Consider the following 16,223-nt stretch of genomic DNA (forward strand, 5'->3'; position numbering starts at 1 on the left):
GGCTTCTTCGGGATCCAGAGTACCATTGGTCTCCATGTCGATGACCAGCTTGTCCAAGTCGGTACGCTGTTCCACACGTGCTGCCTCAACATTGTAGGCAATACGAACGATGGGGCTGAACGCGGAGTCCAGCAGCAGGCGACCAATCGGACGCTCTTCATCATCGTTGTGAACACGAGCAGAAGCAGGCACATAACCACGACCGCGCTGAACTTTCAGGCGCATGCTGATTTCAGCATTGGCACCGGTCAGGTGGCAGATTACGTGCTCCGGGTTTACGATCTCGACTTCATCACCGTGAGTGATATCACCAGCGGTAACGGGGCCTGTTCCAGACTTGGTCAGGGACAGAGTTACCTCGTCCTTGCCTTCCAGCTTCACAGCGATACCTTTCAGGTTGAGCAGAATTTCAAGAATGTCTTCCTGCACACCTTCTTTGCTGCTGTACTCATGCAGTACCCCGTCAATTTCGACTTCAGTAACTGCACAACCGGGCATAGATGACAGCAAAATACGACGCAGGGCATTACCCAGCGTGTGACCAAAACCACGCTCAAGTGGCTCAAGAGTCACTTTCGCATGAGTCGGGCTAACTTGCTCGATGTCAACTAGCCGCGGTTTAAGAAAATCTGTTACAGAACCCAGCATTGTGTCCTCTCTTTAGAAGCTAGCTTTACTTGGAGTAAAGCTCGACGATCAGCTGTTCGTTAATGTCGGCAGACAGGTCGGAACGCTCTGGCAGACGCTTGAAAGCACCTTCCATTTTAGCGGTGTCAACCTCTACCCAAGTCGGCTTCTCGCGCTGACCAGCAACCTCGAGGGATGCTTTGATACGCGCTTGCTTCTTAGCCTTCTCACGAACGCAGACCACGTCCTCAGGGGAAACCTGGAAAGAAGGAATATTCACAACGCGACCATTTACCATGATGGCCTTATGGCTCACCAGCTGACGAGATTCAGCACGGGTAGCGCCGAAGCCCATACGGTAAACAACGTTGTCCAAACGACCTTCCAGCAGCTGCAACAGGTTCTCACCGGTGTTACCCTTTTGACGGGCAGCGTCGCGGTAGTAGTTGCGGAACTGTTTTTCCAATACGCCGTAGATACGACGAACTTTTTGTTTCTCGCGCAGCTGAACACCGTAGTCGGACAGACGCGCTTTACGCGCACCGTGCTGACCAGGGGCGGTGTCAATCTTGCACTTAGAATCAATCGCACGAACACCAGACTTCAGGAAGAGGTCGGTGCCCTCACGACGGCTAAGCTTAAGCTTAGGACCGATATATCTTGCCATCTTCTTTCTCCAACAATCCTAGACCAAGTTGCAACAGCGTTATACGCGGCGCTTCTTGGGAGGACGACAACCGTTGTGCGGGATCGGAGTCACATCAGTAATATTAGTGATGCGGAAACCAGCCGCGTTCAGAGCGCGGATGGAAGACTCACGACCGGGACCCGGACCTTTGACCATGACTTCCAGGTTCTTCACGCCGTATTCTTTGGCGATCTCACCAGCACGCTCAGCAGCTACCTGGGCAGCAAACGGAGTGGACTTACGGGAACCACGGAAACCTGAACCACCGGAGGTAGCCCATGACAGAGCATTGCCCTGACGGTCAGTAATGGTCACGATTGTGTTGTTGAAAGATGCATGAACGTGCGCAATACCGTCGCTCACTTGCTTTTTAACGCGCTTGCGAGCACGAGTCGGAGTTTTAGCCATTTTCTACCTTCCCGTTACTTCTTGATAGCCTTGCGCGGACCCTTACGGGTACGAGCGTTGGTCTTGGTACGTTGACCACGAACAGGCAGGCTACGACGGTGACGCAAACCACGGTAGCAACCCAGATCCATCAATCGCTTGATGTTCATGGATATCTGACGACGCAGGTCACCTTCAACGGTGAATTTACCTACTTGTTCACGCAGACTCTCGATCTGAGCTTCGTCCAGGTCTTTAATTTTCACATTCTCAGCGATACCGGCTGCGGCACAGATGGCCTTGGAGCGGGTACGACCGACGCCATAAATCGCAGTCAAAGCAATGACTGCATGCTTATGGTCAGGAATGTTAATGCCAGCGATACGGGCCACTATTCACTCCTACATATAGTAGATTACGACCACCACAAAGCCCGTGAGCGGATACGTGGCGGTCAACCAATACACAACAAAAGTTGGCTGGCTATATTAGCCAGCACAACTATTTGTTGCAAGTACTAACCGTAAAAAATTAGCCTTGGCGCTGTTTATGCTTTGGCTCGCTGCAAATCACACGCACCACACCGTGACGCTTGATGATTTTGCAGTTACGGCAGATTGCCTTAACGGAAGCACGAACTTTCATTGCTTAACTCCGTAACTACGCCGACCTTTAGCGGCCGTAGCCCTTCAGGTTGGCCTTCCTCAGGACGTCGCCATATTGATGAGACATCATATGGGTTTGTACCTGAGCCATGAAGTCCATGATAACTACCACGATAATCAGCAGCGAGGTGCCACCGAAGTAGAACTGTACGTTCCAGGCAGTCATCAAGAACTGGGGTACCAGACAGATAAAGGTTATATAGAGCGCACCTGCCAATGTCAGGCGAGTCATAACCTTATCGATGTAACGTGCTGTCTGCTCGCCCGGGCGGATCCCCGGGATAAAGGCTCCACTCTTCTTCAAGTTGTCTGCTGTCTCGCGGGGGTTGAACACCAGCGCGGTATAGAAGAAACAGAAGAAGATAATGGCTGCTGCATAGAGCATCTCATACAAGGGCTGACCCGGCTGCAGGACCATAGAGACCTGTTGCAGGATATCAGCGACCTTGCCCTCGCCCTGACCAAACCAAGAGGTGATGGTCCCTGGGAAGAGGATGATGCTGGATGCGAAAATCGCAGGAATCACACCGGCCATATTCACTTTCAATGGCAGGTGTGTGCTTTGCGCTGCGAATACCTGGCGGCCTTGTTGACGCTTGGCGTAGTTAACGACGATACGACGTTGACCACGTTCCACGAACACCACAAAGTAAGTCACTGCGAAAACAATCAAGCCCAGCAACAACAACAGCAGGATGTGCAATTCCCCTTGACGTGCCTGTTCGGCCGTAGCACCAATGGCATGCGGCAAACCAGCAACAATACCCGTGAAAATAATCAACGAGATACCATTACCGATCCCACGCTCGGTAATCTGCTCACCCAACCACATCAAGAACATGGTACCGGTGACCAGACTCACAACGGCCGTGAAATAGAAGCCCAAACCCGGATGTGTCACGAGTCCTTGCATCATATTCGGCAGACCGGTTGCAATACCAATGGCCTGGAAAGTTCCCAAAACCAGCGTGCCCCAACGGGTATATTGGCTAATCTTGCGACGGCCAGATTCACCTTCTTTCTTGAGTTCAGCAAGAGCGGGGTGAACCACAGTCAGTAGCTGGATAATGATCGATGCCGAAATGTACGGCATGATCCCCAGCGCAAGAATAGAAGCACGCGAGAGTGCACCACCACTGAACATGTTGAACATCTCAATGATGGTGCCCTTCTGTTGTTGGAACAACTCGGCCAGTACGGCGGCGTCAATACCAGGAATCGGCACATAAGAGCCTGCACGGAAAACGATAATCGCCCCGAGAACGAAGAGCAGACGGCTCTTCAATTCACTCAGACCACCCTGTGCTTTAACATCCAATCCTGGTTTCTTAGCCATTGTACTGATTATTCCTCGATTTTACCGCCAGCGGCCTCGATGGCTGCACGTGCACCTTTGGTGACGGACACACCACGAACGGTCACAGCACGGTCAATGTTGCCAGACAGAACAACTTTAGCGAAAACGATGTTCTTGGTAACAACACCGGCTTGCTTCAGAGTGCTCAAATCGACCACATCACCTTCTACCATGGCGATTTCGTTCAGACGCACTTCGGCAGAAACCAAAGATTTGCGAGAGAAGAAACCGAACTTCGGCAGACGGATTTTCAAAGGCATCTGGCCGCCTTCGAAACCAGCGCGGACTTTACCGCCACCGGAACGAGAGGTTTGACCTTTCACACCACGACCACCAGTCTTGCCCAGGCCGGAGCCGATACCACGACCACGACGTTGTTTTTCAGGCTTGGAACCAGCGGCCGGAGACAGAGTATTCAGACGCATGCTTAGCCCTCCACCTTAACCATGTAATAAACCTGGTTGATCATACCGCGTACGCAGGGAGTATCTTCCAGCTCAACGGTGTGACCAATGCGACGCAGACCCAGACCACGCAGAGTCGCCTTGTGCTTTGGCAGACGGCCGATAGAGCTGCGAGTTTGAGTTACTTTTACAGTGTTAGCCATGTCGCATTACCCCAGAATTTCTTCAACGCGCAGACCACGCTTGGCAGCGATCTGGGCCGGGGATTGACCCTGTACCAGAGCGTCTACAGTTGCGCGAACAACGTTGATTGGGTTGGTGGAACCGTAGGTCTTAGCCAGCACGTTGTGAATACCAGCAACTTCCAGAACAGCACGCATGGCGCCGCCTGCAATGATACCAGTACCTTGTGAGGCCGGCTTCATGAACACGGAGGAACCGGAGTGAACACCGCGCACCGGATGGTGCAGAGTGCCATTGTTCAGTTCTACCTTGCTCAGGTTACGCTTAGCCTGTTCCATCGCTTTTTGAATAGCGGCCGGAACTTCACGGGCCTTACCGTAACCGTAACCTACACGGCCGTTACCATCACCCACCACGGTCAACGCGGTGAAGGACATGATACGACCACCTTTAACAGTTTTCGAAACACGGTTTACTGCAATCAGCTTTTCTTGCAGTTCGCCGGCTTGAGATTCGACTTTAGCCATCTTCGACTCCTAGCTTAGAACTGAAGACCAGCGTCACGAGCAGCGGTAGCCAGAGCGGCTACACGACCGTGATACTTGAAACCGGAACGATCGAAAGATACGTTCTGAACGCCTTTGGCAATAGCACGCTCAGCGATTGCTTTACCTACTGCGGTAGCTGCATCAGCATTACCGGAGTATTTAAGAGCTTCACTGATGGCTTTCTCTACTGTAGAAGCAGAGGCCAGAACTTCGGAACCGTTGGCTGCGATAACCTGCGCGTAGATATGACGCGGGGTACGGTGAACAACCAGACGGGTAGCTCCCAGTTCCTGCATCTTCTTCCGAGCACGAGTAGCACGACGGAGACGAGCTGCTTTCTTGTCCATAGTGTTACCTTACTTCTTCTTAGCTTCTTTAGTACGCACTTGCTCGTTGGCATAGCGTACACCCTTGCCCTTGTAGGGCTCCGGAGCGCGGTAAGAACGGATATCGGCGGCGACCTGGCCAACCAGCTGCTTGTCCACACCACGCAGAACGATCTCTGTAGCGGTCGGGCATTCAGCGGTGACACCAGCCGGCAGCGCATGCTCTACCGGGTGAGAGAAGCCCAGGGCCAGCGCGACAGCATTGCCCTTGATGGAGGCTTTATAACCTACACCAACCAGCTGCAGCTTACGCTCGAAGCCTTGGGTAACACCGATTACCATGTTGTTAGCCAATGCACGTGCAGTACCGGCCTGAGCGTCAGCACCAGCGATGCCGTCGCGCGGGGCGAACTTCAGTACATTGTCTTCTTTGGTCACTTCTACACCGGCGTGGATGGAACGAACCAGAGAACCTTTACCACCTTTGATGGACAGTTCCTGACCGTTCAGAGTCACCTCTACGCCAGCAGGAATAGTGACGGGTGCCTTAGCAACGCGAGACATTTCCGACCTCCTATTAAGCGACGTAGCAGATGATCTCACCACCCATGCTTGCCTTGCGGGCAGCACGGTCGGTCATCACACCTTTAGACGTGGACACGATAGCAACACCGAGACCGCCCATAACTTTCGGCAGATCAGTAGTGCGCTTGTAAATACGCAGGCCGGGACGGCTCACGCGTTGGATCAGTTCTACAACTGGCTTGCCCTGGAAATATTTCAGTTCAATTTCCAGTTCCGGCTTCACATCACCAGCTACGGAGTAGCCAGCGATGTAACCTTCTTCTTTCAGCACTTTGGCGATAGCCACTTTCAGCTTGGAAGAAGGCATGGAAACCGCAACTTTGCTCGCCGCCTGACCGTTACGGATGCGGGTCAGCATATCCGCGATCGGATCTTGCATGCTCATAAGTCTAACTCCCGAGATTCGTTACCAAGAAGCCTTCTTCAGGCCCGGAATTTCGCCCTTCATGGCATGCTCACGCACCTTGATGCGAGACAGACCAAACTTACGCAGGAAACCGTGCGGACGACCAGTAATATTGCAACGGTTACGCTGGCGGGACGGACTGGAATCACGGGGCAGCTGTTGCAGTTGCAGTACAGCATCCCAACGCGCTTCTTCAGAAGCGTTCATATCAACGATGATAGCTTTCAGCTCGGTTCGCTTAGTGGCGAACTTGGCTACCAGCTTCGCACGCTTTGCTTCACGTGCTTTCATGGATGTTTTAGCCATAACCCTAACCTTACTTGCGGAATGGGAAGTTAAAGGCAGCCAGCAGAGCACGGCCTTCTTCATCGGTATTCGCGGAAGTGGTGATGGTGATATCCAGACCACGGACGCGATCGACTTTGTCATAGTCGATTTCCGGGAAGATGATTTGCTCACGCACGCCCATGGAGTAGTTACCACGACCGTCGAACGCTTTAGCGTTCAGGCCACGGAAGTCACGGATACGCGGTACGGAGATGCAAATCAGCCGTTCCAGGAACTCCCACATACGCTCGCCACGCAGGGTTACTTTACAACCTATCGGGTAGCCTTCACGAATCTTGAAGCCCGCAACAGATTTGCGAGCTTTGGTGATCAGCGGCTTCTGACCGGAAATGGCAGCCATATCGGCAGCGGCATTTTCCAACAGCTTTTTGTCAGAGATCGCTTCACCAACACCCATGTTCAGGGTGATTTTCTCGATCCGAGGGACTTGCATGATAGTCTTGTAACCGAACTGTTTGGCCAGTTCATTTACTACATCGGATTTGTAGTAATCATGCAGTTTCGCCATCGTTAAACTCCAATTACTTCACAAGTTCGCCGGTGGATTTGAAGAAACGAACTTTTTTGCCGTCTTCAATCCGGAAACCAACGCGATCAGCCTTGCCAGCGGCAGAGTTGAACAGCGCTACGTTAGAAACGTCCATTGGGGCTTCTTTGCTGATGATGCCGCCAGCCTGACCCAGTGCGGGTACCGGCTTTTGATGCTTCTTCACCAGATTGATGCCTTCAACGAGAACCTTACCTTCGGTTACCAGGACTTGAGTGACTTTGCCACGCTTGCCCTTGTCTTTGCCGGTAAGAACAATCACTTCGTCTTCGCGACGGATTTTAGCTGCCATCGTTCGACTCCTTACAGTACTTCGGGTGCCAGGGACACAATCTTCATGAACTTCTCATTACGGAGTTCACGGGTCACCGGGCCAAAAATACGAGTACCGATTGGCTGTTGGTTGTTGTTAAGCAACACAGCCGCATTGTTGTCGAAACGGATGACTGAGCCGTCCGGACGACGAACGCCTTTACGGGTGCGTACGACCACCGCGTTATATACATCACCTTTCTTCACTTTACCGCGAGGAATGGCTTCCTTGATGGAAACTTTGATGATGTCGCCGATGCCGGCATAACGGCGGTGCGAGCCACCCAGAACCTTAATACACATTACACTGCGAGCGCCGGAGTTGTCGGCTACACCCAGCATACTTTGCATCTGGATCATTTTAGTGCTCCGCTTTGTTTACTTCTTATCCCTTTCGGGATCTGGCTGCCTTCAAAAGGCGCGAAACTATAACACATGATTTTGAGAAAAGGTAGCCTAAAAAACAAACGGCCCCGCTAAGGGGCCGTTTGGACTACAAAGTACCGATTAGGCCTTTTCTAAGATCGCAACCAGGGTCCAGGACTTGGTCTTGGACAGCGGGCGGCATTCGCGGATTTCCACGAGATCGCCAGCTTTACACTCGTTGTTTTCATCATGTACGTGCAGCTTGGTAGTGCGCTTGATGATCTTACCGTAGATCGGGTGCTTTACCTTGCGCTCGATAGCAACAGTGATGGATTTTTCCATCTTGTCGCTGATTACACGACCTTGCAGAGTACGGATCTTGTCAGTCATTACGCACCTGCCTTCTCAGTCAGTACAGTCTTGATACGTGCGACGTCACGACGCACTTGTTTCAGAGTGTGAGTCTGAGCCAGCTGGCCAGTGGACGCTTGCATGCGCATGTTGAATTGCTCACGCAGCAGGCCCAGCAGCTCCTGGTTCAGTTCATCGACGCTCTTTTGACGCAGATCTTGGGCTTTCATCACATCACCGTCTTAATTACGAAAGTGGTCTGAACAGACAGCTTAGCTGCGGCCAGGGCAAACGCTTCACGCGCCAGAGCCTCAGGTACACCGTCCATCTCGTACAGAACCTTGCCAGGCTGGATCGGGCAGACCCAATATTCCACGTTGCCCTTACCTTTACCCATACGAACTTCGAGAGGCTTTTCGGTGATGGGCTTGTCCGGGAACACACGGATCCAGATCTTGCCTTGACGCTTAACGTGACGGGTCATGGCACGACGGGCTGCTTCGATTTGACGAGCAGTCAATTGACCACGAGATGTCGCCTTCAGGCCAAAGGTACCGAAGGATACTTCGTTACCAGTGTTGGCCAGACCGCGGTTGCGACCCTTATGGGTCTTGCGGAATTTAGTACGCTTTGGTTGCAACATTTACCGAATCTCCTTACTTACCGCGGCGTTTGTTATCGCGCTTGGGCTTTGCAGGAGCTTGCTCTTGAGCAGCGGCAGCATTGACTGCAGCCAGACCACCCAGAACTTCGCCCTTGAAGATCCAAACCTTAACGCCGATCACACCGTAAGTGGTGTGGGCTTCAGAAGTTGCGTAGTCGATGTCGGCACGCAGGGTGTGCAACGGCACACGACCTTCACGGTACCATTCGGTACGCGCGATTTCAGCACCGCCCAGACGACCAGACACTTCCACTTTGATGCCCTTGGCACCCAGGCGCATTGCGTTCTGTACGGCGCGCTTCATAGCACGACGGAACATTACGCGACGTTCCAGTTGGGAAGTGATGCTGTCAGCAACAAGCTTGCCATCCAGCTCCGGCTTACGGACTTCGGAAATGTTGATCTGAGCAGGCACGCCGGTAATCACGGCGACAGCTTTGCGCAGTTTCTCAACGTCTTCGCCTTTCTTACCGATCACAACACCCGGACGAGCGGTGTGAATGGTCACACGGATGCTCTTGGCCGGACGCTCGATGGTGATCTTGGACAAGGACGCATTTTTCAGTTCCTTGGTCAGGAACTGGCGTACTTGAAAATCGCTGTACAGGTTGTCAGCGAAGTCTTTGGTGTTCGCGAACCAGGTAGAATTCCAAGGCTTGGTAATACCCAGGCGAATGCCATTAGGATGTACTTTCTGACCCATTGCTTATCTCCCAGCCTTAGCGTCGGATACCACTACAGTGATGTGAGCGGTACGCTTGAGGATACGATCCGCACGACCTTTGGCACGCGGACGGATGCGCTTCATGGAGGGACCTTCGTCGACCATGATAGTAGCAACACGCAGCGCATCGATATCAGCGCCTTCGTTGTGCTCAGCGTTTGCAATGGCAGATTCCAGCACTTTCTTAACCAGCACTGCAGCCTTTTTCGGGCTGAAGGTCAGGATATTCAGAGCCTTGTCTACAGACAGACCACGTACTTGATCGGCTACCAGACGAGCTTTCTGGGCAGAAGTACGGGCATAACGGTGTTTAGCGATAGCTTCCATCATTTATCCCTTAGCGCTTCTTAGCCTTCTTATCAGCAGCATGGCCGCGATAAGTACGAGTCGGTGCGAATTCACCCAGTTTGTGACCGATCATTTCTTCGGTAACGAAAACCGGAACGTGCTGACGACCATTATGGACAGCGATGGTCAAACCGATCATGTTCGGGATGATCATTGAACGACGGGACCAGGTTTTAACCGGCTTTTTATCCCCGCTTTCCACCGCTTTCTCTACCTTCTTCAGCAAGTGCAGGTCAATAAATGGACCCTTCTTGAGAGAACGTGGCATGGTGATTCCTCTATGTTAACAATTACTTGTTACGACGACGTACGATGTACTTGTCGGTACGCTTGTTCTTACGGGTCTTGAAGCCTTTAGCCTTCTGGCCCCATGGGGACACAGGCTGCATGCCCTTGTTACGACCCTCACCACCACCGTGCGGGTGGTCGACCGGGTTCATCGCCATACCGCGAACGGTCGGACGAATACCACGCCAGCGGTTGGCACCGGCTTTACCCAGTTGACGCAACATGTGCTCGGAGTTACCGACTTCACCGATGGTGGCGCGGCACTCGGCCAGAACTTTACGTACTTCGCCGGAACGCAGACGCAGAGTTACATAGTTACCTTCACGAGCCAGGATCTGGATGAAAGTACCAGCGGAACGAGCCAGCTGGGCACCTTTACCAGGTTTCATCTCAACGGCGTGAACAGTAGAACCAACCGGGATGTTGCGCATCGGCAGGGTGTTACCTACCTTGATGGCTGCATCAGCACCAGAAGCGATCGCGTCACCAGCTTTCAGGCCTTTCGGAGCCAGGATGTAACGACGCTCACCGTCTGCATACAACACCAGTGCGATGTTAGCGGTACGGTTAGGATCGTATTCCAGGCGTTCTACTTTGGCCGGGATACCGTCTTTGTCACGTTTGAAGTCGACGATACGGTAATGCTGCTTGTGACCACCACCGATATGACGAGTGGTGATACGACCGTTGTTGTTACGACCACCGGACTTGCTCTTGCTGTCCAGCAGAGCGGCAAAGGGCTTACCCTTGTACAGCTCTTGATTGACGATCTTAACGACGTGGCGGCGGCCTGGAGAAGTAGGCTTGCACTTAACGATTGCCATTTTTCAGAACTCCTCTTACTCGGCTGCGCCCATGAAGTCGATGTCCTGACCAGCTTTCAGGGTCACATAAGCCTTTTTCCAATCGGAACGACGGCCTACGCGTGCACCTGAGCGCTTGGTTTTACCCTTCATGTTCAGGGTACGGACGGTCTCAACTTCGACCTCGAACAGTTTCGCAACTGCAGCTTTGACTTCCGCCTTGGTGGCGTCGACAGCAATTTTGAACACGATAGTGTTCTGCTTCTCGGCGACCATGGTGCTCTTTTCAGAGATATGCGGAGCCTTCAGAACTTTCAACAGACGCTCTTCGCGGATCATGCCAGCATCTCCTCGATTTGCTTAACTGCTTCAGCAGTCATCAGAACCTTGTCGAAAGCGATCAGGCTGACCGGGTCGATACCGGCAACATCACGCACGTCAACTTTGTACAGGTTGCGAGCAGCCAGGAACAGGTTCTCATCGACTTCAGCTGTCACGATCAGAACGTCAGTCAGTTCCATCTCTTTCAGCTTGGCGATCAGTTCTTTGGTCTTCGGCGCTTCGATGCCGAATTTCTCGACAACGATCAGGCGCTCTTGACGTACCAGCTCGGACAGGATGCTACGGATAGCGCCGCGGTACATCTTCTTGTTTACTTTTTGGCTGTGATCTTGCGGCTTAGCAGCAAAAGTCACACCACCGGAACGCCAAATGGGCGAACGGATGGAGCCAGCACGGGCACGACCAGTACCCTTCTGACGCCACGGCTTTTTGCCGCCACCAGACACTTCAGAGCGAGTCAGCTGCGCACGAGTACCCTGACGGGCACCTGCGGCATATGCAACGACGACCTGGTGAACCAGAGCTTCGTTGAATTCGCGCCCGAAGGTAGTCTCGGAAACTTCAAGAGCGCTCTTGGCGTCTTTCATTACCAATTCCATTACTATCTCCTCAGACGTTACGCTTTGACGGCAGGTTTGACGATCACGTTGCCGTTGGTTGCACCTGGGACTGCACCTTTGATGAGCAGCAGGTTACGTTCAGCGTCAACACGAACCAGTTCCAGGTTCTGAGTCGTTACACGCTCAGCACCCATGTGACCAGCCATCTTTTTGCCCTTGAATACACGACCCGGAGTCTGGTTCTGACCGATAGAACCCGGAGCGCGGTGAGACAAGGAGTTACCGTGGGTCATATCCTGGGTGCGGAAGTTGTGGCGCTTTACAGTGCCCGCAAAACCTTTACCCTTGGATGTGCCGGTAACGTCTACCATCTTAACGTCAGCGAGAAGATCTACTTTCAGCTCGCTACCAACAGTGAAAGTTTCACCGTTGTTCAAGCGGAATTCCCACAGACCGCGACCGGCTTCTACACCAGCTTTGGCAAAGTGGCCAGCTTCCGGCTTGGTCACACGGCTGGCTTTCTTGGCGCCAGTGGTAACCTGAATAGCGTTGTAGCCGTCGGTTTCTACAGATTTGACCTGAGTTACACGGTTAGCTTCAACTTCGATAACAGTCACCGGGATAGAAACGCCATCTTCAGTGAAGATGCGAGTCATACCCACTTTGCGACCTACAAGACCGATTGTCATTGTTATCAACCTCTTTCCGTAATTAACCCAGGCTGATCTGGACGTCTACACCAGCTGCCAGATCCAGACGCATCAGGGCGTCTACGGTCTTGTCAGTCGGTTCAACGATGTCTACCAGACGCTTGTGAGTGCGGATCTCGTACTGATCACGCGCATCTTTGTTGACGTGCGGGGAGATCAGGACGGTGAAGCGCTCTTTGCGAGTCGGCAGCGGGATAGGACCGCGAACCTGCGCGCCGGTGCGCTTTGCAGTTTCAACGATTTCCGCTGTGGATTGATCAATCAGGCGATGATCAAAAGCCTTCAGGCGAATACGGATTCTTTGGTTCTGCATTGACAGAGCTCCAATAGATAAAAGAACATAAATCAACACCGCCCGACCGAGATTACTCCCGCCAGAGGTGTGATTTTTCACGTTTCCCCCCATATCGGGAGGACTGTATGGCTGGTCATCCGTAAACGAACAACTCAGCAGCAGACATATCGTCTGGCTTACCTCATGGGTAAGCGGAGGGGATTATACGGATTTTTCAAATTTGCGCAAGGGAGGGCGAACAGATTGTGCGCAGTTTTATGTGACAGATGGATCTCGCCGGCGACACCTTATCCCCTTGCCAACTCGGGGTAACGACAATGTTACAAACAGGCTGGTAGACTGTGCGCCTGCCTCTGTCAGTGGAACGACATCCAATGCTCAAAGATCAAAAAAAAGCCTATCAGTATGGACTCTGCGCCGTTGCCCTCTGGTCGACAGTCGCCACCGCCTTCAAGATTTCCCTCACCTACTTTGAACCGGTGCAATTGCTGCTTGTAGCCGCCTTTACCTCGACCCTCACGCTGACGGCGATAGTCGCCAAACAGGGTAAACTGCCTCTGCTACGGAGTTACATCAAGGCCCGACCTTTCTATTACCTGACCCTGGGTGTGCTGAACCCCTTCCTCTATTACCTGCTGCTGTTCAAGGCCTATGATCTGCTGCCCGCCCAGCAGGCACAGACCCTTAACTACACCTGGGCCATCACCCTCAGTCTGCTGGCCGTCCCCTTTCTTGGCCAGAAACTGCGCCGCCGCGATGGAGTGGCCATAGTGCTGGGCTACTTCGGTGCCCTGGTGATCGCCACCAAGGGGGATGTGTTCGGCCTGCAATTCGACAGCCCGCTCGGGGTCGCGCTGGCGCTGGTATCGACGCTTATCTGGGCCAGTTACTGGATCCTCAACACCCGCAATCAGGGAGACCCAATCGTCAGCCTGTTGCTCGGCTTTATCATCAGCCTTCCTTTCATTGTCGCTGCGACCTGGCTGCTCTCCGATTTCGCCATGACAGCCTGGCAAGGCTGGGTCGGCGCCATCTATGTGGGCCTGTTCGAGATGGGCTTCGGTTTCGTGCTCTGGCTGATGGCTTTGCGCCATGCCACCAACACGGCCCCTATAAGCAACCTCATCTTCATCTCGCCGTTTGCCTCCCTGGTGCTGCTCAACCTGTTGATCGGCGAGACAATACACCCGGCAACCCCCATAGGGCTGGGGCTGATCGTCGTCGCCTTGCTGATCCAGCAGCTGAAATATGGCAAGCGCTACCGCAAGGGAGCTGAGCCGCAAGCCTGATAATGCAAAAGGGCGTATCCACGGATACGCCCTTTTCTCAATCCATCCACTCCAGTGGCTGGTTCTTGGGAAGCCGGACCTCGACCAACAAGCCCCCCAGTTCGGCCCGTCCCAGCCGGATGGTGCCGTGATGCTGGGAGACGATCTTGGCGACGATGGCCAATCCCAGGCCACTGCCACTGCCGGTGCGAGCCTCGTTGCCCTGAGTGAAGGGTTTGAGTACCCGGTAATAATCCTGCTCGGGGATGCCGGGACCATTGTCCGACAGCCGTAACCGCACCCAGTGACCATCATCTTTGAGCTCGGCGTGCAACCTGCTCGCGCCGTAGCGCAGCGAGTTGCCTGACAGGTTGTTGAGAATACGGCGAATACTGATGGGATTGCAGGCCACTCTCACCGCCTCTTCCGGCAATTCGAGGTCAACCTCCAATCCCTGATCGGTCTGCATCAGCAGTACGTCGTGGATCAGCTGAGTCAGATCGATCTGCTGGGTATCCAGTCCCTCGTCCGGACGGATGTAGTCGATGAACTGATCTATGATGCCGTTGGACTCGTCGATGTCCGCGTTGATGCTCTCCTTGAGATACTCATCCCCGGACGACATCATTTCGGTCGCCAGCCGGATGCGGGTCAGCGGTGTGCGCAAGTCATGAGAGACCCCGGCCATCATCAGATTGCGCTCCTCAATCAAGCGTTTGATGGAGCTCGACATATGATTGAAGGTCCGGGTCAGTCGGCGTACCTCCCGCGACCCCTGTTCCCCCAGCGCATCGGGAAAGTTGCCGCGCGCCACGGCTACGGCGCCGGCCTCCAGATCCTCCAGCGGACGCACCAGCTGGCGGGCAAAACGCCAGGCAGCAAACAGAGTGACCACCAGCAGCACGCTCATGTAGAGGATCAGCGGCTCGATATCGTCATCTTCGATCTCGGTCAGCGGGATACGCACCCACACCTGATTGGCCTGCGGCGGCTGGATCCAGATGATGTAGTGATCCTGGATCTCGACCCGCACCTTGGTCTTGCCACCCAGTTCACGACTGATGCTCTCTTCCAGATAGGTATAGGGCTTGGAGTCGTTGAGCCCATGCTGTTCGGCCTCCGTCTGGGTGTAGAGGTCACTGCCGGTCGCGACATAGACCAGCGCTTCGGCATCCTCGCTCAGCGCCAGCTGATTGCTTTCGACCGGGAAGATGAGCTTGACCTGATTGGCCAGCAGGTGGCTGATCTGCTTGACGGTGGGTGCTAGCAGATAGTTGTAGAAGGTGACATAGGAGACAAACTGATAGACCACCAGCGCGGCGGCCAAAAACCAGAGCATGCGAGAAAACATGCTGCCCACTTTTTTCATTCGCCATCACCGTCCGGCACGAAGACGTAACCCAGGCCCCAGACGGTCTGCAGGTAACGAGGCTGGGCCGGGTCCTGCTCCAGCAGGCGGCGCAAGCGGGAGACCTGCACGTCTATGCTGCGCTCGGTCGCCGTGTACTCGCGCCCTCTGGCCAGATTCATCAACTTGTCGCGGGAGAGGGGCTCACGAGGGTGGCTGACCAGCACCTTGAGCACCGCAAATTCACCGCTGGTCAGGGCCACGGGCTCGCCATCACGGCTGAGCTCCCGGGTCGCCAGGTTGAGCTGATAGCTGCCGAAGGTCACCATCTTCTCGGCGGTCGAAGGCGCGCCAGGCAGTTCGACGGTATGCCGGCGCAGCACGGCACGGATCCGCGCCAGTAGCTCACGGGGGTTGAATGGTTTGGGCAGATAGTCATCAGCCCCCATCTCGAGCCCGACGATGCGATCCACCTCATCCCCCTTGGCGGTCAGCATGAGCACCGGGATCTGGTTGCCGGCTTCACGAAGGCGACGACAGATAGAAAGCCCATCCTCCCCCGGCAGCATCAGATCAAGTACCATCAAGCTGAAGTTTTCACGGGTCAGCAGGCGGTCAGCCTGTTCGCCATTGGCGACGCCCCGAACAACGAATCCCTGTTCGGTCAGATAACGCTCCAGCAGGGAACGTAATTTCAAATCATCGTCGACGACCAGAACCTTGTATTGCTGACTCATTGCTTGCCTCTCCTCTCGATATGTTGCCAATACTAG

At 53.9% G+C, this 16,223-nt stretch carries 30 protein-coding genes (1 of these 30 running past the window's edge); 1 reads left to right on the plus strand and 29 read right to left on the minus strand.

The annotated features are described in order from the left end of the window. From AC1P02_RS03595 to rpsJ, 27 genes are all read right to left on the minus strand, one after another. A protein-coding gene (locus AC1P02_RS03595; protein ID WP_005307997.1) for a DNA-directed RNA polymerase subunit alpha crosses the window boundary here: on the minus strand, positions 1-648 show its 5' portion. 342 nt of this gene lie to the left of the window's left edge; the window shows 648 of its 990 coding nt (coding positions 1-648); it begins with the start codon at positions 646-648; its stop codon lies off the left edge, out of view. Positions 649-673: 25 nt separating this feature from the next. Beyond that, positions 674-1,294 (minus strand): 30S ribosomal protein S4, encoded by a 621-nt coding sequence (rpsD, locus tag AC1P02_RS03600; RefSeq protein WP_005319700.1) that lies wholly within the window; start codon positions 1,292-1,294, stop codon positions 674-676. Positions 1,295-1,333: 39 nt separating this feature from the next. Beyond that, positions 1,334-1,723: a 30S ribosomal protein S11 gene (rpsK, locus tag AC1P02_RS03605; RefSeq protein ID WP_005319702.1), complete on the minus strand. Its 390-nt coding sequence runs from the start codon at positions 1,721-1,723 to the stop codon at positions 1,334-1,336. Positions 1,724-1,737: 14 nt separating this feature from the next. Further along, complete coding sequence (rpsM, locus tag AC1P02_RS03610) at positions 1,738-2,094, minus strand: 30S ribosomal protein S13 (protein ID WP_005307991.1); 357 nt, start codon at positions 2,092-2,094, stop codon at positions 1,738-1,740. A gap of 139 nt (positions 2,095-2,233) precedes the next feature. Then, positions 2,234-2,347: a 50S ribosomal protein L36 gene (rpmJ, locus tag AC1P02_RS03615; RefSeq protein WP_005319705.1), complete on the minus strand. Its 114-nt coding sequence runs from the start codon at positions 2,345-2,347 to the stop codon at positions 2,234-2,236. 27 nt (positions 2,348-2,374) lie between these two features. Then, on the minus strand, positions 2,375-3,703 hold the full coding sequence (gene secY, locus AC1P02_RS03620; RefSeq protein WP_005307989.1) for a preprotein translocase subunit SecY: 1,329 nt from the start codon (positions 3,701-3,703) through the stop codon (positions 2,375-2,377). Positions 3,704-3,711: 8 nt separating this feature from the next. Next, the gene (gene rplO, locus AC1P02_RS03625) at positions 3,712-4,149 is read right to left on the minus strand and encodes a 50S ribosomal protein L15 (protein ID WP_005319708.1); all 438 of its coding nucleotides are present in this window, start codon (positions 4,147-4,149) and stop codon (positions 3,712-3,714) included. A 2-nt stretch (positions 4,150-4,151) separates the two neighbouring features. Next, positions 4,152-4,331, minus strand: a complete 180-nt coding sequence (gene rpmD, locus AC1P02_RS03630; protein WP_005307985.1) for a 50S ribosomal protein L30 — start codon at positions 4,329-4,331, stop codon at positions 4,152-4,154. A gap of 6 nt (positions 4,332-4,337) precedes the next feature. Continuing rightward, a complete protein-coding gene (gene rpsE / locus AC1P02_RS03635; RefSeq protein WP_005319713.1) occupies positions 4,338-4,838 on the minus strand; it encodes a 30S ribosomal protein S5 in 501 nt (166 codons plus the stop codon). A gap of 14 nt (positions 4,839-4,852) precedes the next feature. Continuing rightward, positions 4,853-5,206, minus strand: a complete 354-nt coding sequence (gene rplR, locus AC1P02_RS03640; RefSeq protein WP_005319717.1) for a 50S ribosomal protein L18 — start codon at positions 5,204-5,206, stop codon at positions 4,853-4,855. Positions 5,207-5,215: 9 nt separating this feature from the next. Then, on the minus strand, positions 5,216-5,749 hold the full coding sequence (rplF, locus tag AC1P02_RS03645) for a 50S ribosomal protein L6 (RefSeq protein ID WP_005319720.1): 534 nt from the start codon (positions 5,747-5,749) through the stop codon (positions 5,216-5,218). Between the two features lie 13 nt (positions 5,750-5,762). Then, positions 5,763-6,155, minus strand: a complete 393-nt coding sequence (gene rpsH / locus AC1P02_RS03650) for a 30S ribosomal protein S8 (protein WP_005307980.1) — start codon at positions 6,153-6,155, stop codon at positions 5,763-5,765. A 21-nt stretch (positions 6,156-6,176) separates the two neighbouring features. Further along, the gene (gene rpsN, locus AC1P02_RS03655) at positions 6,177-6,482 is read right to left on the minus strand and encodes a 30S ribosomal protein S14 (RefSeq protein WP_005319722.1); all 306 of its coding nucleotides are present in this window, start codon (positions 6,480-6,482) and stop codon (positions 6,177-6,179) included. 10 nt (positions 6,483-6,492) lie between these two features. Next, complete coding sequence (gene rplE, locus AC1P02_RS03660) at positions 6,493-7,032, minus strand: 50S ribosomal protein L5 (protein WP_005319725.1); 540 nt, start codon at positions 7,030-7,032, stop codon at positions 6,493-6,495. 13 nt (positions 7,033-7,045) lie between these two features. Next, positions 7,046-7,363, minus strand: coding sequence for a 50S ribosomal protein L24 (gene rplX, locus AC1P02_RS03665; RefSeq protein WP_005319727.1), 318 nt, complete (start codon positions 7,361-7,363; stop codon positions 7,046-7,048). A gap of 11 nt (positions 7,364-7,374) precedes the next feature. After that, complete coding sequence (gene rplN / locus AC1P02_RS03670) at positions 7,375-7,743, minus strand: 50S ribosomal protein L14 (RefSeq protein WP_005307975.1); 369 nt, start codon at positions 7,741-7,743, stop codon at positions 7,375-7,377. Between the two features lie 147 nt (positions 7,744-7,890). Then, the gene (gene rpsQ / locus AC1P02_RS03675) at positions 7,891-8,139 is read right to left on the minus strand and encodes a 30S ribosomal protein S17 (protein WP_005319730.1); all 249 of its coding nucleotides are present in this window, start codon (positions 8,137-8,139) and stop codon (positions 7,891-7,893) included. Beyond that, positions 8,139-8,330, minus strand: a complete 192-nt coding sequence (gene rpmC, locus AC1P02_RS03680) for a 50S ribosomal protein L29 (RefSeq protein WP_005319733.1) — start codon at positions 8,328-8,330, stop codon at positions 8,139-8,141. Before rpmC ends, rpsQ begins: the two co-directional genes overlap by 1 nt. Then, complete coding sequence (gene rplP, locus AC1P02_RS03685) at positions 8,330-8,743, minus strand: 50S ribosomal protein L16 (RefSeq protein ID WP_005319737.1); 414 nt, start codon at positions 8,741-8,743, stop codon at positions 8,330-8,332. The genes rpmC and rplP overlap by 1 nt, the downstream gene beginning before the upstream one ends. A gap of 13 nt (positions 8,744-8,756) precedes the next feature. Further along, a complete protein-coding gene (gene rpsC, locus AC1P02_RS03690; protein WP_005319740.1) occupies positions 8,757-9,467 on the minus strand; it encodes a 30S ribosomal protein S3 in 711 nt (236 codons plus the stop codon). A gap of 3 nt (positions 9,468-9,470) precedes the next feature. Next, the gene (rplV, locus tag AC1P02_RS03695) at positions 9,471-9,815 is read right to left on the minus strand and encodes a 50S ribosomal protein L22 (protein ID WP_005319741.1); all 345 of its coding nucleotides are present in this window, start codon (positions 9,813-9,815) and stop codon (positions 9,471-9,473) included. Positions 9,816-9,825: 10 nt separating this feature from the next. Beyond that, on the minus strand, positions 9,826-10,104 hold the full coding sequence (rpsS, locus tag AC1P02_RS03700; protein ID WP_005307960.1) for a 30S ribosomal protein S19: 279 nt from the start codon (positions 10,102-10,104) through the stop codon (positions 9,826-9,828). 22 nt (positions 10,105-10,126) lie between these two features. After that, positions 10,127-10,948: a 50S ribosomal protein L2 gene (gene rplB / locus AC1P02_RS03705; protein WP_005319743.1), complete on the minus strand. Its 822-nt coding sequence runs from the start codon at positions 10,946-10,948 to the stop codon at positions 10,127-10,129. 15 nt (positions 10,949-10,963) lie between these two features. After that, positions 10,964-11,266 (minus strand): 50S ribosomal protein L23, encoded by a 303-nt coding sequence (gene rplW, locus AC1P02_RS03710; RefSeq protein WP_005319747.1) that lies wholly within the window; start codon positions 11,264-11,266, stop codon positions 10,964-10,966. Continuing rightward, complete coding sequence (gene rplD / locus AC1P02_RS03715) at positions 11,263-11,868, minus strand: 50S ribosomal protein L4 (RefSeq protein ID WP_005319750.1); 606 nt, start codon at positions 11,866-11,868, stop codon at positions 11,263-11,265. Before rplD ends, rplW begins: the two co-directional genes overlap by 4 nt. Positions 11,869-11,885: 17 nt before the next feature. Beyond that, complete coding sequence (rplC, locus tag AC1P02_RS03720) at positions 11,886-12,518, minus strand: 50S ribosomal protein L3 (protein ID WP_005319753.1); 633 nt, start codon at positions 12,516-12,518, stop codon at positions 11,886-11,888. A 22-nt stretch (positions 12,519-12,540) separates the two neighbouring features. Next, complete coding sequence (rpsJ, locus tag AC1P02_RS03725; RefSeq protein WP_005307944.1) at positions 12,541-12,852, minus strand: 30S ribosomal protein S10; 312 nt, start codon at positions 12,850-12,852, stop codon at positions 12,541-12,543. 356 nt (positions 12,853-13,208) lie between these two features. Here rpsJ and AC1P02_RS03730 point away from each other — a divergent pair, with 356 nt between their 5' ends. Further along, the gene (locus AC1P02_RS03730) at positions 13,209-14,123 is read left to right on the plus strand and encodes a DMT family transporter (protein WP_485184149.1); all 915 of its coding nucleotides are present in this window, start codon (positions 13,209-13,211) and stop codon (positions 14,121-14,123) included. Between the two features lie 37 nt (positions 14,124-14,160). On the opposite strand, the gene envZ is transcribed toward AC1P02_RS03730, so the two are convergent. Together envZ and ompR are read right to left on the minus strand one after the other, a co-directional pair. Continuing rightward, on the minus strand, positions 14,161-15,471 hold the full coding sequence (gene envZ / locus AC1P02_RS03735) for a two-component system sensor histidine kinase EnvZ (protein WP_485184151.1): 1,311 nt from the start codon (positions 15,469-15,471) through the stop codon (positions 14,161-14,163). Next, on the minus strand, positions 15,468-16,187 hold the full coding sequence (ompR, locus tag AC1P02_RS03740) for an osmolarity response regulator transcription factor OmpR (protein WP_005319762.1): 720 nt from the start codon (positions 16,185-16,187) through the stop codon (positions 15,468-15,470). Before ompR ends, envZ begins: the two co-directional genes overlap by 4 nt. Between the last annotated feature and the right edge of the window lie 36 nt (positions 16,188-16,223).

It is taken from the genome of Aeromonas sp. TS_SC_11, assembly GCF_057318915.1.

Bases quoted from the DNA above. Each gene is read 5' to 3' on its own strand.
- rpsQ (WP_005319730.1), bottom strand. From the start codon at position 8,139: ATGACTGACAAGATCCGTACTCTGCAAGGTCGTGTAATCAGCGACAAG.
- rplB (WP_005319743.1), bottom strand. From the start codon at position 10,948: ATGGCAATCGTTAAGTGCAAGCCTACTTCTCCAGGCCGCCGCCACGTC.
- rpsD (WP_005319700.1), bottom strand. From the start codon at position 1,294: ATGGCAAGATATATCGGTCCTAAGCTTAAGCTTAGCCGTCGTGAGGGC.
- rpsJ (WP_005307944.1), bottom strand. From the start codon at position 12,852: ATGCAGAACCAAAGAATCCGTATTCGCCTGAAGGCTTTTGATCATCGC.
- rpsC (WP_005319740.1), bottom strand. From the start codon at position 9,467: ATGGGTCAGAAAGTACATCCTAATGGCATTCGCCTGGGTATTACCAAG.
- AC1P02_RS03730 (WP_485184149.1), top strand. From the start codon at position 13,209: ATGCTCAAAGATCAAAAAAAAGCCTATCAGTATGGACTCTGCGCCGTT.
- rpmC (WP_005319733.1), bottom strand. From the start codon at position 8,330: ATGAAAGCCCAAGATCTGCGTCAAAAGAGCGTCGATGAACTGAACCAG.
- rpmD (WP_005307985.1), bottom strand. From the start codon at position 4,331: ATGGCTAACACTGTAAAAGTAACTCAAACTCGCAGCTCTATCGGCCGT.
- rplX (WP_005319727.1), bottom strand. From the start codon at position 7,363: ATGGCAGCTAAAATCCGTCGCGAAGACGAAGTGATTGTTCTTACCGGC.
- ompR (WP_005319762.1), bottom strand. From the start codon at position 16,187: ATGAGTCAGCAATACAAGGTTCTGGTCGTCGACGATGATTTGAAATTA.
- rplD (WP_005319750.1), bottom strand. From the start codon at position 11,868: ATGGAATTGGTAATGAAAGACGCCAAGAGCGCTCTTGAAGTTTCCGAG.
- envZ (WP_485184151.1), bottom strand. From the start codon at position 15,471: ATGAAAAAAGTGGGCAGCATGTTTTCTCGCATGCTCTGGTTTTTGGCC.
- rplE (WP_005319725.1), bottom strand. From the start codon at position 7,032: ATGGCGAAACTGCATGATTACTACAAATCCGATGTAGTAAATGAACTG.
- rplC (WP_005319753.1), bottom strand. From the start codon at position 12,518: ATGACAATCGGTCTTGTAGGTCGCAAAGTGGGTATGACTCGCATCTTC.
- rpmJ (WP_005319705.1), bottom strand. From the start codon at position 2,347: ATGAAAGTTCGTGCTTCCGTTAAGGCAATCTGCCGTAACTGCAAAATC.
- rpsN (WP_005319722.1), bottom strand. From the start codon at position 6,482: ATGGCTAAAACATCCATGAAAGCACGTGAAGCAAAGCGTGCGAAGCTG.
- rplR (WP_005319717.1), bottom strand. From the start codon at position 5,206: ATGGACAAGAAAGCAGCTCGTCTCCGTCGTGCTACTCGTGCTCGGAAG.
- rplW (WP_005319747.1), bottom strand. From the start codon at position 11,266: ATGATCCGCGAAGAGCGTCTGTTGAAAGTTCTGAAGGCTCCGCATATC.
- rpsS (WP_005307960.1), bottom strand. From the start codon at position 10,104: ATGCCACGTTCTCTCAAGAAGGGTCCATTTATTGACCTGCACTTGCTG.
- rplF (WP_005319720.1), bottom strand. From the start codon at position 5,749: ATGTCTCGCGTTGCTAAGGCACCCGTCACTATTCCTGCTGGCGTAGAG.
- rpsH (WP_005307980.1), bottom strand. From the start codon at position 6,155: ATGAGCATGCAAGATCCGATCGCGGATATGCTGACCCGCATCCGTAAC.
- rplO (WP_005319708.1), bottom strand. From the start codon at position 4,149: ATGCGTCTGAATACTCTGTCTCCGGCCGCTGGTTCCAAGCCTGAAAAA.
- rplN (WP_005307975.1), bottom strand. From the start codon at position 7,743: ATGATCCAGATGCAAAGTATGCTGGGTGTAGCCGACAACTCCGGCGCT.
- rpsK (WP_005319702.1), bottom strand. From the start codon at position 1,723: ATGGCTAAAACTCCGACTCGTGCTCGCAAGCGCGTTAAAAAGCAAGTG.
- rplP (WP_005319737.1), bottom strand. From the start codon at position 8,743: ATGTTGCAACCAAAGCGTACTAAATTCCGCAAGACCCATAAGGGTCGC.
- rpsE (WP_005319713.1), bottom strand. From the start codon at position 4,838: ATGGCTAAAGTCGAATCTCAAGCCGGCGAACTGCAAGAAAAGCTGATT.
- secY (WP_005307989.1), bottom strand. From the start codon at position 3,703: ATGGCTAAGAAACCAGGATTGGATGTTAAAGCACAGGGTGGTCTGAGT.
- rplV (WP_005319741.1), bottom strand. From the start codon at position 9,815: ATGGAAGCTATCGCTAAACACCGTTATGCCCGTACTTCTGCCCAGAAA.